Origin of the sequence: Streptomyces geranii (assembly GCF_002954775.1) — a bacterium.
GTDB lineage: Bacteria > Actinomycetota > Actinomycetes > Streptomycetales > Streptomycetaceae > Streptomyces > Streptomyces geranii.
This window is the reverse complement of sequence record NZ_PJME01000013.1, coordinates 99,571-114,047: the sequence shown is the minus strand read 5'-3', so window position 1 is coordinate 114,047 and position 14,477 is coordinate 99,571. Positions and strand designations below refer to the sequence as shown.

The 14,477-nt window shown below is 69.5% G+C and carries 9 protein-coding genes; 6 read left to right on the top strand and 3 right to left on the bottom strand.

The features are described from left to right. Positions 1-74 precede the first annotated feature (74 nt). From CW359_RS19610 to CW359_RS19600, 3 genes are read right to left on the bottom strand one after another with little or no spacing between them, the layout of a single operon-like run. Positions 75-3,128: an alpha-mannosidase gene (locus tag CW359_RS19610; protein ID WP_105971266.1), complete on the bottom strand. Its 3,054-nt coding sequence runs from the start codon at positions 3,126-3,128 to the stop codon at positions 75-77. Between the two features lie 36 nt (positions 3,129-3,164). Continuing rightward, entirely contained in the window at positions 3,165-4,502 is a 1,338-nt protein-coding gene (locus CW359_RS19605; RefSeq protein WP_105971265.1) for a 6-phospho-beta-glucosidase, read from the bottom strand. Beyond that, the gene (locus CW359_RS19600; RefSeq protein ID WP_105971264.1) at positions 4,499-5,263 is read right to left on the bottom strand and encodes a DeoR/GlpR family DNA-binding transcription regulator; all 765 of its coding nucleotides are present in this window, start codon (positions 5,261-5,263) and stop codon (positions 4,499-4,501) included. The genes CW359_RS19605 and CW359_RS19600 overlap by 4 nt, the downstream gene beginning before the upstream one ends. 136 nt (positions 5,264-5,399) lie before the next feature. On the opposite strand from CW359_RS19600, the gene CW359_RS19595 reads away from it, so the two are divergent. The 6 genes from CW359_RS19595 to CW359_RS19570 all read left to right on the top strand — a co-directional run bounded on the left by CW359_RS19595 (position 5,400) and on the right by CW359_RS19570 (position 14,427). Then, positions 5,400-6,404 (top strand): carbohydrate kinase family protein, encoded by a 1,005-nt coding sequence (locus tag CW359_RS19595; RefSeq protein ID WP_105971263.1) that lies wholly within the window; start codon positions 5,400-5,402, stop codon positions 6,402-6,404. A gap of 96 nt (positions 6,405-6,500) precedes the next feature. Then, complete coding sequence (locus tag CW359_RS19590) at positions 6,501-7,787, top strand: ABC transporter substrate-binding protein (RefSeq protein WP_105971262.1); 1,287 nt, start codon at positions 6,501-6,503, stop codon at positions 7,785-7,787. Further along, on the top strand, positions 7,787-8,740 hold the full coding sequence (locus CW359_RS19585; RefSeq protein WP_105971261.1) for a carbohydrate ABC transporter permease: 954 nt from the start codon (positions 7,787-7,789) through the stop codon (positions 8,738-8,740). The genes CW359_RS19590 and CW359_RS19585 overlap by 1 nt, the downstream gene beginning before the upstream one ends. Positions 8,741-8,755: 15 nt before the next feature. Continuing rightward, the gene (locus CW359_RS19580; protein ID WP_105971260.1) at positions 8,756-9,595 is read left to right on the top strand and encodes a carbohydrate ABC transporter permease; all 840 of its coding nucleotides are present in this window, start codon (positions 8,756-8,758) and stop codon (positions 9,593-9,595) included. Then, positions 9,592-12,516, top strand: a complete 2,925-nt coding sequence (locus tag CW359_RS19575) for a glycoside hydrolase family 2 TIM barrel-domain containing protein (RefSeq protein WP_105971259.1) — start codon at positions 9,592-9,594, stop codon at positions 12,514-12,516. Before CW359_RS19580 ends, CW359_RS19575 begins: the two co-directional genes overlap by 4 nt. 51 nt (positions 12,517-12,567) lie before the next feature. Then, a complete protein-coding gene (locus tag CW359_RS19570) occupies positions 12,568-14,427 on the top strand; it encodes a LamG-like jellyroll fold domain-containing protein (RefSeq protein WP_105971258.1) in 1,860 nt (619 codons plus the stop codon). Positions 14,428-14,477 lie beyond the last annotated feature (50 nt).

The window sequence follows — 14,477 nt, the reverse complement described above, 5'->3', positions numbered from 1 at the left end:
CGGCCCGCCCGTCCTACCTAGGGGCGCGGGGAACTGCGCGACCAGCCACAGCGCCCCCGCAGCCAAACAACGACCTATCCGGCGGAGCCAACAGCCAACCGCAGCGTCTGCACCTCGAACGGCCGCAGCACAACAGCCACCGAGTCACCGTCCACCGCCGCCTCCGACAACGGACGCTCCAGCAGATCGGTGATCTGGGCGCCCGCCAGCGGGAACCCGGTGCACAGAACACCCTCCGCCCGACCCCCACGCGACTCGTACAGCCGCACGACGACATCACCCGACGCGTCGTCGGCGAGCTTGACCGCCTCGATGGTCACGCCGTCACCGTCCGCCCAAACGACCGGCTCCGACGCCCCCGCCGCGTCCGCGACACGCAACGGCAGGTTCAGCGAGTACCCCTCGGCCACCGTGTCCTCGATGCTCGCGCCGGGCAGCAGCGAGTACGTGAAGCGGTGCTTGCCCTGGTCGGCGCCGGGGTCGGGGATGCGCGGGGCGCGCACCAGCGACAGGCGGACCGTGGTCGTCGTACCGCCGTCCTCGCGGACCGTGCGGGAGACGTCGTGGCCGTACGTCGAGTCGTTGAGGACCGCGACGCCGTAGCCGGGCTCGGCGACATGCACCCAGCGGTGGCCGGAGACCTCGAAGCGGGCCGACTCCCAGCTGGTGTTGGTGTGCGTGGGGCGCTGGACGTGGCCGAACTGGATCTCCGCCGACGAGTGCGCCGCTCGGACGTCCACCGGGAAGGCCGCCTTGAGGATCTTCTCGGCCTCGTGCCAGTCGATCTCGGTCTCGAAGTCGATGCGGGGGCTGCCCGCCCGGACGGTGATCGTCTGGACGATCTTCGAGCCCTTGCCGAAGGCGCGCTCCACGCGGATGGCGCCGAGGAGCGGGTCCTCGTCGACGACCGTGATGGCGGACGCTTCCAGCAGGTCCGTGTAGCGGTTCTTGTAGTGCTTGTCGATGTCCCAGGCGTCCCAGTAGTTCGGGAGGTCCGTGTGGAGGCGGAGCAAGTTGCCCTTGTCGCCCAGGACTTCGCGGTCCGCCCGCAGGTCGCGGACCGAGGACAGGGTGCCGTCCTCGGCGATCTCCACGCGCACCAGGCCGTTGTCCAGGACCCGGCCCGCCGTGACCGTCACCGGCTGCGGGGGCTCCGCGACGGCCAGCGGGGCGCTGCCGTTCGCCGGGACCTCCACGTACATGGGGACGCCCGTCGAGGTGCGGACCACCTCGGCCCGGTCGTACGGGCTGGTGTTGAAGGCGCGGGAGTCGCCGCCGCCCAGCGCGGCCACCGCCTCGGCGGTCAGGGCCTCCAACTCCTCGGCCACACGGGCGTATTCGGCCTCCGCCTCGCGGTGCACCCAGGCGATCGACGAGCCCGGCAGGATGTCGTGGAACTGGTGCAGCAGGACCGTCTTCCAGAGGCGGTCCAGGTGCTCGTACGGGTACGCGTAGCCCGGCGCGTGCAGCGCGGCCGTCGTCGCCCACAACTCGGCCTCGCGCAGCTTGTGTTCGCTGCGCCGGTTGCCCTGCTTGGTGCGCGCCTGGGAGGTGTACGTGGCCCGGTGCAGCTCCAGGTACAGCTCGCCGACCCACACCGGGGCGTCCGGGTACTCCTCGCGGGCCTTGGCGAAGAAGTCGTCGGGGTGCTCGATCTCGACCTTCGCCGAGCCCTCCAAGTCGGCGAGCCTGCGCGCCCGTTCCATGATCTCGCGGGTGGGACCGCCACCGCCGTCGCCCCAGCCGAAGGGGGCCAGCGAGCGTGAAGCGGCACCCTTCTCCTGGTAGTTGCGGGATGCGCGGGCCATCTCCTCGCCGCTGAAACGGGCGTTGTAGGTGTCGACCGGCGGGAAGTGCGTGAAGATGCGGGTGCCGTCGATGCCCTCCCACCAGAAGGTGTGGTGGGGGAACTTGTTGGTCTGGTTCCAGGAGATCTTCTGCGTGAGGAACCAGTCGTTGCCGGCCAGCTTTGCGAGCTGCGGGTAGGCCGCCGTGTAGCCGAAGGAGTCCGGCAGCCACACGCCCTTGGTCTCGACACCGAAGTGCTCGATGAAGAACCGCTTGCCGTGGATCAGCTGGCGGGCCATCGCCTCGCCGCCGGGCAGGTTGCCGTCGGCCTCGACCCACATGCCGCCGACCGGCGCCCACTGGCCCTTCTTCACGGACTCCTGGATGCGCGCCCACACCTTGGGGTAGTTGTCGCGCACCCATTCGTACTGCTGGGCCTGCGAGCAGGCGAAGATGAAGTCCTCGTACTCGTCGGCCAGCGAGGTGACGTTGGAGAAGGTGCGGGACGTCTTGCGCTTGGTCTCGCGGATCGGCCACAGCCACGCCGAGTCGATGTGCGCGTGTCCGACGCCGGAGATCTTGTGGGCGCTGGCGTTGGCCGGCTTGGCGAGCGCGGGTGCCAGGGCCGCTCGTACCGCCGCCGCCGAACCGGCCACGTCGTCCAGGTCGAGCAGGTCGAGCGCGCGGTCCAGGGTGTGGGCGATCTCGTGGCGGCGCGCGTCGTGCTCCTCCAGCTCCAGCATCAGCTCGCGCAGTACCTGGACGTCGAGGTCGAGGTGGAAGACCTCCTCGTCCAGGATCGCGAGGTCGGCGCGCTGGAAGGTGTAGATCGGCTTGTCGCCGGCCGTGAGGATGTCACCCATGGGGGTGATCTTGGAGAAATTGTCGGCCAGGATGTCGGGGTTCGAGGCCGCCTCGACGAGGTAGTCGATCTCCTCGCCGCCGACGGCCGGGTTGGCGATCGGCACGTACTGGTTGAGCGGGTTGACCGCCTTCAGCGGGGTGCCGTCCGTGAGGTGGACGAGGGCCTCGGCCTGGTTGCCGGGCCAGTCGCCGATGAAGCCGAGGTCGATGACCGCCTCGACGCGCCGGCCGGCCCACTCGGCGGGCACCTGTCCGCGCATCCGGAACCAGGTGGTGCCCCAGGGCGGGCCCCAGGGGGTGTCCATGGCGAAGGGCGCGTAGGTCGCGGCCGACGCCTCCTCGAAGGAGACCGGCTCGCCCGGCGCCTGCCAGGCCTCGACCTCGAAGGGAACCGTGGCCGCGTAGATCGCCGCCTTGATCCGCTGGTCGTGGAGACGCTGTACGCGCTCCTCGATCCGCCGGCGTTCGTCGTGCATGAGAAGTCTCCAGACCAGTACGAGCGGGGAAAGCGCTTACTTAAGGTACGCCAGACCAGGATGGACCGCGGTGTAACCGTCGACCAGTCTGCGGGCCACGTTCACGGAGTCGACGAGGGGGTGCAGCGCGAACGCCTTGACCGCCGTCGCGCGGGAGCCGGACTCGGCGGCGGCGAGCACCTCGCGTTCGACCGCCTTGACCGAGCAGACCAGGCCGGAGGCGTGGTCGGGCAGCGGGTCGACGGTGACGGGGTGGGCGCCGTTGGCGTCTACCAGGCAGGGCACCTCGATGACGGCCTCGGCGTCGAGCACCGAGAGCGTCTTCCGGTTGCGGACGTTGAGGATCAGGGTGGTGCGCTCGTCGCGGGCGATGGCCCGCATCAGCGCGAGGGCGACCTTCTCGTAGCCCCCGGACAGGTCGTCGGCGTCACGTTCGCCCGCGCCCGCCGTCTCGCGGGCCTCGGCCATGTAGGTCGCCTCGCGCTCGGCGCGGGTGCGGTCCCAGGCGGTGAGGGCGGCGGCGCCGGGCCGGGTCATCTCGTCGTAGAAGCCGGCCTGCTGGTCGCGCAGGAAGGCGCCGCGGGTCCGCTCGGCCTCGCTGTAGGCGCGTACGGCCTCGCGGTTGAAGTAGTAGTAGTGCAGGTACTCGTTCGGGACCGCGCCCAGGGACTGCAGCCAGTCGGTGCCGAAGAGCTTGCCCTCCTCGAAGGAGCCGAGGAGGTCGGGGTCGGCGAGCAGCCGCGGGAGTTCGTCGCGGCCGTTGATGCGCAGTCCGCGTACCCAGCCGAGGTGGTTGAGGCCGACGTAGTCGATCCACGCCTCGCCGGGGTTGGCGCCGAGCACGCGTGCGATCCGGCGGCCGAGGCCGACCGGGGAGTCGCAGATGCCGATGACGCGGTCGCCGAGGTGGCGGGACATGGCCTCGGTGACCAGTCCGGCGGGGTTGGTGAAGTTGATGACCCAGGCGTCGGGGGCGAGGCGGGCGACGCGCCGGGCGATGTCCTCGGCGACCGGGACCGTGCGCAGACCGTAGGCGATGCCGCCCGCGCCGACCGTCTCCTGGCCGAGGACGCCCTGGTCGAGGGCGACCTTCTCGTCGTTCGCCCGGCCCTCCAGGCCGCCGACGCGGATCGCGGAGAAGACGAAGTCGGCGCCGGTGAGTGCCTCGTCGAGGTCGGTCGTGGCGCTCACCTCGGGGGCGTCGGGCACCCCGGCCGCCTGCTCGGCCAGGACCCGGGTGACCGCCGAGAGGCGGCCCGCGTCCAGGTCGTGCAGGGTGACATGGGTCACCCTGCCCTCGGCGTGGTCGCCCAGCAGGGCGCCGTAGACGAGCGGGACGCGGAATCCGCCGCCGCCCAGGATGGTCAGCTTCAAGGTTGCACCTTTCCTGCCGTGATGATCTGCACCCCGGCCTCCTGCAGTGAGGACTGCGTCGCCGGGTCCACCGGCGCGTTCGTCACCACGATGTCCAGTTCGTCCGGGCCGCAGACCTTCGCCATGCCCGTCCCCGGGAACTTGGCGCGGTCGGCGAGCAGCACGACCCGGTCGGCGGCCTTGATCATGGCGCGCTTGACCGGTACCTCGACGACCGTGGTGTCCATCACCTGGCCGCCGGGGCGGATGCCGCTGGTGCCGAGGAAGAGCCAGTCGGCGTGCAGCTGGCGCAGATTGTCCTCGGTGAGGAAGCCGACCAGGGAGCGGTACTCGCGCCGGACCATGCCGCCGAGGAGCACCAGTTCGATGCCCTCGTCGTCGACCAGCTCCTCGAAGACCACCAGGTTGCTGGTGATCACGGTGAGCCGGCGGCCGTGCAGCTGGCGGGCCAGCCGGTAGGCGGTGGTGCCGATGTCGAGCAGCACGGTCTCGCCGTCCGCGACGAGCGACGCGGCCTTGGCGGCTATCGCGTCCTTCTCGGCGACGCGCACCTCGGCGACCTCGGCGAAGGGCTGGTCGCCCTCCTCCACCACGGCACCGCCGTGTACACGTGTGAGCAGGCCCTCCTCCTCCAGTCTGACCAGGTCACGCCGGATGGTGGCGGGGCTCACGCCCAGTTGCTCGGAGAGATCGGTCACGGCCGCGGGGCCGCCCGAGCGCAGGGCCCGCAGGATGAGTTGATGTCGTCTTTCTGCCAGCACGCGACGAACAGTACTAGTCATCTTCAATCATTTCTATGCTCAGTTCTGCTCGACTCTTGCCAAATCTTCCGAAGACGCGCACGATTCCGGTCATCAAACTCATCAAACTGACGAGTTTTGACGAGAGGATGCGCACGTGGACGACGAACGGCCCGATGTGCTGCTGACCGGGCTGCTCTTCTTCGACCTCGTCCTCACCGGCCTGGGCAAGCCCCCGACGCCCGGCGAGGAGATCTGGACGTCGGGGATGGGCACCAGCCCAGGTGGCATCGCGAACCTCGCGGTGGCCGCCTCCCGCTTCGGTCTGAGGACCTCGCTGGCCACGGTCTTCGGCGACGACGCGTACGGCGCCCACTGCCGGACCGTCCTCGCGGACCAGGAGGGCGTCGACCTCTCGCTCTCGCGCACCGCGGACGACTGGCACACCCCCGTCACCGTCTCGCTCGCCTACGACGGCGACCGCGCCCTCATCACCCACGGGCAGCCGCCGCCGTACTCCCAGGACACCCTGCTGGGCGACCCGCCCGAGGCACGCACCGCCCTGGTGCACATCGAGGCCGAGCCGCACCGCTGGCTCGCCAAGGCGGCGGCGAACGGCACACAGATCTACGCGGACGTCGGCTGGGACCCCACCCAGCAGTGGTCCTCGGACCTGCTCGACCAGCTCGCCCTGTGCCATGCCTTCCTCCCCAACGAGACCGAGGCGATGGCCTACACGCGCACCGACACCGCGGTCGCCGCGCTGGGCACGCTCAGCGAGCTGGTCCCGGTGGCCGTCGTCACGCGCGGCGGGGACGGCGCGCTCGCCGTCGACCAGACGACCGGCGAGTACGCGGAGGTCCCGGCGCTGCCGGTGGACGTCGTCGACTCCACGGGCGCCGGTGACGTGTTCGGCGCTAGCTTCGTCGCCGCCTCGCTGGGCGGCTGGCCGCTGGAGGAACGGCTGAGGTTCGCCGTACTGGCCGCCTCGCTGTCCGTGCGGCACCACACCGGCGCGCTGGCCGCGCCCGGCTGGTACCACGTCAGCCGCTGGTGGCACACGCTCGACGACCCCGAACTGCGCCGCGCCTACGGCTTCCTGGCCGACCGGCTGCCGGCCGACCCGGGACCGCCGGTGCGCTTCGCGCCCGTCACACCCTGAGACCCCCACACATTCCCTTCCCCCCTTGACCTTGACTCCCTTTGCGATTCCCCCCTTTACGCACGTACCGAACAGATCCGAAAGGCGGTGGGAGCTGTGCAGCTCTCACGAAGAGGCCTACTGCGCGCGGGCCTGGCGGGCACTGCCGCCACCGCGCTCGGCGGCCTGGCGAGCGGCTGCGCCGTTCCGACCGGCTCCACCGGACGCAACATGGTCCTGTGGTACTGGAGCGGCGGTCTGAGCGACACCGTCGTCAAGAACGCCAAGACCCGCTACGACAGTTCCGTCGACCTGCGGGCCATCCAGATCGGCGGCCAGTACCGCTCGAAGCTCATCACCACGATCACCGGCGAGGCCCATGTCCCCGACATCGCGGGGCTCAAGGGCGAGGACATGGCGGCGTACCTGCCGAACGCGGACCAGTTCATCGATCTGCGGACGCTGGGCGCGGAGAAGTACAAGAGCCAGTACCTGCCATGGAAATGGGACCAGGGCATCGCCGACGACGGCACGATGGTCGGCTTCCCGATCGACTGCGGACCGGTCGCGCACTACTACCAGTACGAGGTGTTCCGCAAGGCGGGCCTGCCGTACGAACCCGCCGACGTGTCGAAGGAGTTGAACACCTGGGAGGCGTTCTTCGCCGCCGGCGAGCAGCTCAAGAAGCGTGTCCCCGGCGCCCAGTTGCTCACGGACGTCAACTCCGTCTTCGAGAACGTCGTACAGCAGGGCAGCAAGCGGTACGTCGACAAGGACCGTCACTTCATCGGTGACGAGCAGCATGTGCGCGACGCCTGGGCGCTGGCCGTGGAGGCCAAGCAGCGGGGGATCGTGTCGGACCTGGTGAACGGCACCCCGGACCAGCTGTCGGCCGTGCAGGACGGCAAGCTGCCCAGCCAACTGGGCGCGTCCTGGGCGAGTTTCGACATCAAGAACGGGGTGCCGAAGACCAAGGGCCGGTGGCGGATCGCCGACATGCCGGTACGGCCCGCGAACAACGGCGGCTCGTTCCTGTCGATCACCAAGGCGTGCCGGGAGCCCGAGCAGGCCTTCCAGATCATCACCTGGATGCTCAACGCGGCCAACCAGGCCCAGGGTTACGTCGACGCCGGGCTCTTCCCGTCCACGCCCGCGTCCTACGACCTGAAGCAACTCCGGGAGGCCGACCCCTTCTTCGGCGGTCAGGTCACCACGGACGTCTTCGGGCCGGCCGCGCAGAAGATCGTGGTCGCCTACAACAGCCCGTACGACATCGCGCTCGGCACCCCCATCAAGGACGAGATCAAGAACGTCGGCGTCCTCGGCAAGGACCCCAAGAAAGCCTGGAGTGACGCCATGAGCAAGTGCCGTCGCATCGCGAAGCACCTGGGGGTGAGCTACTGATGGCGGTCATCGAGCAGTCCCCGCCGGTGGTGGCGCAGCGGCCCTCGCCCACCGGTCCGAAGAGAGGGCTGCGCAAGTACTGGCACCTCTACGCGGCGATCTCGCCCTTCTATCTGATCTTCCTCGGCTTCGGCCTGTTCCCGGTCGGCTTCTCGCTGTATCTGTCGTTCCACCGCTGGGACGGCCTCGGCTCGATGGAGTGGGCCGGGCTCTCGCAGTACCAGTACCTGCTGACCGACAGCGACTTCTGGAACTCGATCGGGAACACGATCATCATCTGGGCGCTGGCCACCTTCCCGATGATCTTCCTCGCGATGATCACGGCCGTGATGCTCAACTCGGCGGTCCGCTTCAAGAACCTCTACCGGTTCGCGTACTTCCTGCCGAACGTCACCTCCGTCGTCGCCATCGCGATCGTCTTCGGCTCGATCTTCTCCACCAACTTCGGCATGGTGAACGCCATCCTGAACGCGGTCGGCATCGACCAGATCGCCTGGCTGAACACACCGTGGGGCATCAAGGTCACCATCGCGGCCCTGATGACCTGGCAGTGGACCGGCTACAACGCGATCATCTTCCTCGCCGGCCTCCAGACCGTGCCGAGCGAGCTGTACGAGGCGGCGCGCATGGACGGCGCCGGGCCCGTGCAGACCTTCTTCAAGATCACGCTGCCGCTGCTGCGGCCCACCCTGCTGTTCGTGCTCGTCGTGTCGACGGTCACGGGCCTACAGAGCTTCTCCGAACCACAGGTCCTGCTCCAGACCTCGTCCAACGACTCGACGTTCGCGGGCGGTCCGGGCCACTCCGGCCAGACGATGGTCCTCTACTTCTTCCAGCAGACCTTCGACAACAACGACTTCGGGTACGGAGCCGCGGTGGCGTGGGGCATCTTCCTCGTCGTCGTCCTCTTCTCGATCATCAACTGGCGCCTCGTGCAGCGCCGGGGCGACTAGGAAGGGCCCGCATTCATGGCATCCATCAAGGGCTCGCGCCGCAGAGGGCTCGCGCTGCACCTCCCGCTGATCATCGGCACGCTGATCTCGGCCTTCCCGTTCTACTGGGCCGTCATCATGTCGACGCACAGCTCGTCGGAGATCTTCTCCTACCCGCCGAAGCTGCTGCCGGGCACGCACTTCCTGGAGAACGTCCGCAATCTCTTCGACGCCATCGACTTCTTCGGGTCGATGTGGAACTCGCTCCTCGTGGCGACGTCGGTGACCTTCCTGGTCCTGCTCTTCGACTCCCTCGCGGCGTTCGTCTTCGCCAAGTTCGAGTTCCCGGGCAAGAACGCGCTGTTCGGGCTGCTCATGGTCATCTTCATGGTCCCGGCGCAGCTGTCGGTCATCCCGCAGTTCGTCATCATGGCGAAGATCGGCTGGATCGGCTCGATGACCGCGCTGATCGTGCCGGCCGCGGCCAACGCCTTCGGCATCTTCTGGATGCGCCAGTACATGAAGACGGCCATCCACGACGAGCTGCTCGACGCGTCCAAGCTCGACGGCGCGAACTTCCTGCGCCAGTACTGGCATGTGGCGCTGCCGGTGGTCCGCCCCGGTCTCGCCTTCCTCGGCATCTTCACCTTCATGGGCCAGTGGAACGACTTCGCCTGGCCGCTGATCTCCCTCACCAACCCCGACAACGTGACCCTCCAGGTCGCGCTGTCCCAGCTCAACGGCACCCACGGCACCACCGACTACGGCATCGTCATGACCGGTGCGCTGCTCGCCCTCATCCCCCTGCTGATCGTCTTCGCGATCGGTGCCAAGCAGATCATCGGCGACCTCGCGAAAGGAGCCGTCCGCGGATGACGAGCGACCCGCTGCTCGCCCTGCGCCCCTGGGAGTCACCCGAGGTGACCTCCTGGGGGCGGCTGCCCATGAACGCCGTCGACCGGCGTTCCGGCGCCCTCTCCCTCGACGGCGACTGGCGCTTCCAGCTCCTCCCGACGCCCACGGCACCCGTCGGCGACGACTGGTCCACGGCCCAAGTCCCGGGCGCCTGGACCCTCCAGGACACCGACGACCTGCCCTGGTACACCAACGTCCAGATGCCGTGGGGCGACTTCCCGCCCGACTCGCCCGCCGCCAACCCGACGGGTGTGTACGAGCGTGAGTTCGCCGTGCCGGCCGAGTGGGCGGGCCGGCGGATCGTGCTCCAAGTGGGCGCCGCCGAGAGCGTGTTGCTCGTGCACGTGGACGGGCGGCCGGTCGGCATCTCCAAGGACTCCCATCTGGCGGCCGAGTTCGACCTCTCCGACGTCGTGTGGCCGGGCCGCTCGGCGACCGTACGGCTGACGGTCGTCAAGTGGTCCGACGCCACCCACATCGAGGACCAGGACCAGTGGTGGCACGGCGGCATCACCCGCTCGGTCCTCCTGTACGCGACCGACCCGCTGTATCTCGCGGACGTGACCGTGCGCGCTCCGGCCTCCGGTGAGCTGCAGGTCGACTGCCGGGTACGGGACGCGGGCGGCGCGCTGCCCGAGGGCTGGTACGTCACCGGCGACCTGGACGGCCGACTCCTCGTCCAGGACCTCGACTTCGACCGGCTCAACGCCGAGGACGACCGCGTCTCCGACTTCCTCGGCGAGCCCCGGCTGTGCGCCCAGGTGCCCGACGTACGCACCTGGACCGCCGAGACGCCCGAGCTGTACGGCCTGACCGTCCGGCTGCACCGCGCCGACGGAACGGTCGCCGACACCTCGCAGAGCCGGATCGGTTTCCGCGACGTCGAGATCGTCGGCCGGGACCTGCTGGTCAACGGCGAGCGGATCTACGTCCGGGGCGTCAACCGGCACGACTTCCACCCGCTGACCGGGCGGACGGTGTCGTACGACGACATGCGCGCCGATCTCGTGCTGCTGAAGCGGTTCGGGTTCAACGCGGTCCGTACCGCGCACTATCCGAACGACCCGACGCTGTACGACCTCGCGGACGAACTCGGTTTCTACGTGGTCGACGAGGCGGACATCGAGTCGCACGACCACGCGCACGAGATCGCCGACGACCCGCGCTATCTGAACGCCTTCGTGGACCGGGTCTCGCGGATGGTGCTGCGGGACAAGAACCACCCGTCGATCATCATCTGGTCGCTGGGAAACGAGTCCGACTACGGCGCCAACCACGACGCGGCAGCGGGCTGGCTGCGCCGCCACGACCCGACCCGGCCCCTCCAGTACGAGGGCGCCGCGAAGACGGGCTGGGCCGATCCGGCCGTGGCCTCCGACATCGCCTGCCCCATGTACGCGCCGCTGGAGGACTGTGTCGCCCACGCGCTGTCCGGTGAGCAGACCAAGCCGCTCATCCAGTGCGAGTACTCGCACGCCATGGGCAACAGCAACGGCACGCTCGCGGACCACTGGGCCGCCATCGAGTCAACTCCGGGACTTCAGGGCGGGTTCATCTGGGAGTTCTGGGACCACGGCATTCTCCAGTGCGTGAACAGCGGCAGACCGGTCGGGCGCGCGGGCGCCGGACTCTATGACAACGGTGTCGCCGCCCCCGGCCTGCGCTGGGCGTACGGCGGCGACTTCGGCGAGTCGATCCACGACGGCGCCTTCATCGCCGACGGGGTCGTCTTCCCCGACCGCACGCCCAAGCCCGTCATGTACGAGCACCGGGAGATCGCCGCTCCGGTGCGCCTGGAGGCGTTCCGGCACGAGGGCCTCGTGCTCGCCAACCACCAGTGCTTCCGCGGCCTGGACTGGCTCGCGGGCACCTGGGAACTGGCACTCGCGGACGGCCGTACGCTCTCCGCGCCCGCCCAACTCCCGGATCTGCGCCCGGGCGAGACGGCGGCCGTACCGCTGCCCTTCGAACTCCCCGCCGACGGCGGCGAGGCCTGGCTGACCCTGCGGGTCACGACGGCCGACGACGAGCCGTGGGCGCCGCGCGGTACGGAGGTCTGCGTACCCCAACTGCTGTTGCGGGCCGCGCCCGAGGTGACGGAGAAGGCGGTCACCGGACCGCGCGTCAAGGTCGACGGCGACGGGCTGCTGCTGCACCCGCTGCTGACGTCGGCGCCCACGCTGTCCCTGTGGCGGGCCCCGACCGACAACGACGAGCTGGGCGGCATGGCGACCCGCTGGCAGGACTGGGGTCTCGACTCCCTCGTACGCAAGGCAGTTGACGTCCGCCGCGACGGCGGCCGGGTGACCGTGCTCGCCGAGTACGCCGGGAACGCGGGCGTCATACGCCACGAGCAGACCTTCACGCCGGTCCAGTGCGGCATCCGCGTCGAGGAGACCGTCGAACTGCCGGACGCCTACGCCGATGTGGCCCGGGTCGGTTCCGTGTTCGAGACGGTGTCCGGGCTCGACCTGCTGGAGTGGTACGGGCAGGGCCCCTGGGAGTCCTATCCGGACCGCGCGGCCGGGGCGCCGGTCGGCCATCACTCGGCGCCCGTGGACTCCCTGTTCACCCCTTATCTGCGACCGCAGGAGAGCGGCGGACGGCACGGTGTACGGCAGTTCAGGCTGTCGGCGCCGGACGCCACCGGTCTCTCGGTCGTGCTGGACCGGCCGCGCCAGGTCTCCGTGACCCGGTTCCGCGCCGAGGATCTCGCCGCCGCGACACACCACGACCAGCTGAAGCCCCGGCCCGGCTGTGTGGTGCACCTCGACGCGGCACACCGGGGGCTCGGCACGGCGTCGTGCGGCCCCGACACCTTCCCCTCCTATCTCGTACAGCCGGGCACCCACCGCTGGGCCTGGACTCTCCGCACGCTCTGAATCCCCCCACACACCTCCTCTCACCTCACGGAACCACTTACGGAGTCAGTTGTGTGCACCTCGCACGAGTCCGGGCACGAGCCTGCCCTGGAAGCGCCCCAGGCGGGCGCGGGTCGGCGTAGTTTCCTGCGGGCGACCGCGTTGATCGGGGCGGCGGCGACCACGTCCGTCGCCCTGCCGACGGCCGCCGAGGCCCTCACGGACCAGGCGCGTTCGTCGTCGCGGCCCGACACGGAGAGCCGTCGGTTCACGCTCGCCGTGATGCCCGACACGCAGTACCTCTTCGACGGGCCGAGCATCGACAAGGCGCCCGTCGAGGCGTCGCTGCGCTATCTGCTGGAGCACGGGCGGGACGAGAACATCGTGTTCCTGTCCCACCTGGGCGACCTCACCCAGAACGGCGCGGCGCCGGAGTTCGCCGCGATCGGCGAGGCGTTCCGGCTGCTCGACCGGAAGGGCGTCGGCTACAGCGTCCTCGCGGGCAACCACGACGTGAAGTCGTCCACGACCGACCAGCGGGGCGCCTCCGCGTACCTCGACGTGTTCGGGCCGCAGCGGTTCAAGGGCAAGCGGACCTTCGGCGGGGCGTCGGCCGACGGCTACAACACCTTCCATGTGTTCAAGGCCGGCGGACGGGAGTGGCTGGTCCTCGCGCTGGACTGGCGGCTGTCCGACAAGGGCTACGCGTGGGCGAAGGACGTCCTGGCGAAGCACCCGACCCTTCCCGTCATCCTCACGACGCACGAGCTGGTCGTCGAGGACAACTCCCTGTCGGACTACGGTCAGCAGCTGTGGGACAAGCTGATCGCCGACCACGACCAGATCTTCCTCACCCTCAACGGCCACTACTGGCCCGCCGGTCGGGCGACGCGCAAGAACGCGGCGGGACATGACGTCGAACTGCATCTGACGAACTATCAGAACCGGTACTTCGGCGGCGCCGCGATGATCCGCCTCTACCGTTTCGACCTCGACCGGAACACCATCGACGTGGAGACGGTCTCCCCGTGGATCCTGGGCCGAGCCGCGAAGGGCCTCAACGAGCTGGAGCGGCAGGAGATCGAACTCAGCGGCGACGCCGACCGGTTCTCCGTCGACATCGACTTCGCGGAGCGCTTCGCCGGCTTCGCCCCGGTGCCCGTGCGTCCGGCCCGCCCGGCGTCGAAGATCGTGATCCCGGGCACGGTCGCCTACTGGCGCTTCGACGGCCAGACGGACGGCGCCGCGCTCACCGGTAAGGTCCGCGACCAGTCGGGACGCGGCAACGACCTCCAGCTGGTGACGGTCGGGGGCGCCACCCTGAACTGGTCCAGCGACCACCACCCGGACCAGCCCGGCCACGGCAGCCTCGACTTCAACGGCTTCAAGTCGCCACTGAAGGGCGCCTATCTGCGCACGGTCGACGGCGCACCCCTCAACTCGGCGACGTTCAAGGCCGGTTACACCATCGAGGCGTTCTACCGCCTCCCCGCCGACTGGGACCCCGACCACCACGCCTGGGCCGGAGTGGTCAGCCGCACCGGCACGGGCGGCGCCGCGGGCAAGACGGGCGACGACCCGGACGAGCCGATCGCCACCCTCTCCCTCTCCAACGACCGCGAGCCGCAGTGGGCCATGCGGCCCCTCAACCAGCAGGGCATCGCCACCAACTGGGGCCAGGAGACCCCGCTGGAGACCTGGTGGCACCTCGCGGTCGTCAACGACGGCAGGCACACCACGCTGTACGTCCAGGGCTGCCCGGTCGTGCGCAACCCGACGGCGACCTCCATCGGCATCACCTCGGTCGGGCTGCCGTGGCTGCTCGGCGGCTACGAGTACGCGGGGAAGATCGACCAGATCCTGCACGCCCGGCTGGGTGACGTGCGGATCGTCGAACGGGCGCTGCCCGTCAGCTCGTTCATGAACAACTGACACACCGTCAGACCCCTTTGCCCCGACTGGACTTCCTAGACTCCAAGGGA

What these genes read in the sequence shown, in the direction of transcription:
- CW359_RS19610 (WP_105971266.1), bottom strand. Translation starts at nt 3,128, where the DNA reads ATGCACGACGAACGCCGGCGGATCGAGGAGCGCGTACAGCGTCTCCAC.
- CW359_RS19585 (WP_105971261.1), top strand. Translation starts at nt 7,787, where the DNA reads ATGGCGGTCATCGAGCAGTCCCCGCCGGTGGTGGCGCAGCGGCCCTCG.
- CW359_RS19580 (WP_105971260.1), top strand. Translation starts at nt 8,756, where the DNA reads ATGGCATCCATCAAGGGCTCGCGCCGCAGAGGGCTCGCGCTGCACCTC.
- CW359_RS19575 (WP_105971259.1), top strand. Translation starts at nt 9,592, where the DNA reads ATGACGAGCGACCCGCTGCTCGCCCTGCGCCCCTGGGAGTCACCCGAG.